This window comes from Microbacterium sp. CPCC 204701 (assembly GCF_004010105.1).
Taxonomy (GTDB): Bacteria; Actinomycetota; Actinomycetes; order Actinomycetales; family Microbacteriaceae; genus Microbacterium.
Map to the genome: position 1 here is coordinate 1 of NZ_RRYE01000521.1, position 1,656 is coordinate 1,656.

Sequence of the window (1,656 nt, forward strand, 5' to 3'; positions counted from 1 at the left end):
GGCCGGCGCACCGGATGGTGGGCCGCAGCCCGTGAGCGCGAGCGCGGCCGCGAGCAGCGCGGCTCCCGCGTCGACCCGCCGCCGTCGTACCGTTCGCAGGATCGCTGCGCCTGGAGTGCCCGCGGGGGCGGCGTGTCGCGGCATCCGGACGCGGTTCGTCCTGAAAACGGTACGCGCAGGCAGCACGGCAGACCTCGGCTACCGCGTGAGGGTCTCGCGCGCGACGGTGAAGTCGTCGAGCGCGACCTGGTCGATCTCGATGCCGAGGCCGTGACCGGTCGGCACGCGGACGTGCCCGTCCTCGAGCAGCGCCGGCTCGCTCACGATGTCGCGCGCGTAGAAGCGGCTCGACGCCGACACGTCGCCGGGCAGGGTGAAGCCCGCCAGCGCCGCGAGCGCCGCGTTCGCCGCGCGCCCGATCCCGGTCTCGAGCATCCCGCCGCACCACACGGGCACACCGGCCGCGAAGCACCGGTCGTGGATGCGCACTGCCTCGAGGTACCCGCCGACGCGCCCCGCCTTGATGTTGACGACGGATGCCGATCCCAGCGCAAGCGCGTCGGCCGCGCCCTTGTCGGACACGATCGACTCGTCGAGGCACACCGGGGTCTTCAGGCGCCGGGCGAGGGCCGCGTGGTCGACGAGGTCGTCCTCCTGCAGCGGCTGCTCGATCAGCAGCAGGTCGAAGCGGTCGAGCTCGGCCAGGGTGTCGGCATCCGCCATCGTGTAGGCGGAGTTGGCGTCGACCTGCAGCGGGATCGCGCCGAACGCGTCGCGCACGGCCGCCGTGTCGACGACGTCGCGCCCGGGCTTGATCTTGATCTTGATGCGCACGTAGCCCTCGTCGAGGTAACCGGCCACGGTGTCGACGAGGGCGGCGGGGTCGCGCTGGATTCCGACCGACACCCCGCTCGGCACGCGGTCGCGCACCGCTCCGGCGTACTCGGCGAGACTGCGGCCCTCGGCCCGCAGCGCCGCGTCGAGCACCGCGAGCTCGAGACCCGCCTTCGCCATGCGGTGCCCCTTGAACGGCTCGAGCGCCCCGGCCACGTCGTGCGGCGCGACCCGCCGCCGGTCGAGCAGAGCCGGCACGAAGAAGCGCAGCGCGACATCCCACGCTCCCTGCGTGTACTCACTCGAGTAGAGCGGGTCGGCCTGGGTCACGATCTCGCCCCACCCGTCTCCTTCCGAGGTCAGAGCGCGGACGACGATGACCTCGCGCACCGTCTCGGTGCCGAACGACGTGGTGAACGGGGCGACGAGCGGCAGGTGCAGCACACGCAGCTCGAATCCTTCGAGGGCGACGGATGCCGCCGGTCGGGCGATGGGCATGCGCTCAGCGTACGCCCGGCACGCCCACCCGCTTCCGAGCACGCACAGGCTTCGCGGCGGCCGTGCCAGCCTGGGAAGGGGCACATGTGCGGCGGGTACCTTCTGAAGATGACGAACGACCATCCCCCGCACGAACTGACGCCCGACCAGCAGCGTGACGCGCGTGACAAGCGGTGGGCGAAGGTCAAGAGCATGCACTGGCACTCGCACGCGCCGACGGCCGACACGCAGGCCCGCGCCGACGACGAGGACCGCGCGCGCGGCTCGAAGCCGACCGACATCCCCTCGCGCGCGCCCGACGCCGACTGACGCGAGCTCCGACCG

The 1,656-nt window shown here is 72.8% G+C and carries 2 protein-coding genes; one reads left to right on the top strand and one right to left on the bottom strand.

Annotated elements, in window-relative coordinates; translation table 11 throughout:
- Positions 1-198: 198 nt before the first annotated feature.
- Positions 199-1,332: an o-succinylbenzoate synthase gene (gene menC, locus EIO58_RS17455; RefSeq protein ID WP_127820504.1), complete on the bottom strand. Its 1,134-nt coding sequence runs from the start codon at positions 1,330-1,332 to the stop codon at positions 199-201.
- Positions 1,333-1,440: 108 nt separating this feature from the next.
- Between menC and EIO58_RS17460 the strand changes: the two genes are divergently transcribed.
- Positions 1,441-1,641: a hypothetical protein gene (locus EIO58_RS17460; protein WP_127820505.1), complete on the top strand. Its 201-nt coding sequence runs from the start codon at positions 1,441-1,443 to the stop codon at positions 1,639-1,641.
- Positions 1,642-1,656 lie beyond the last annotated feature (15 nt).

What these genes read in the sequence shown, in the direction of transcription:
- EIO58_RS17460 (WP_127820505.1), top strand. Translation starts at nt 1,441, where the DNA reads ATGACGAACGACCATCCCCCGCACGAACTGACGCCCGACCAGCAGCGT.
- menC (WP_127820504.1), bottom strand. Translation starts at nt 1,332, where the DNA reads ATGCCCATCGCCCGACCGGCGGCATCCGTCGCCCTCGAAGGATTCGAG.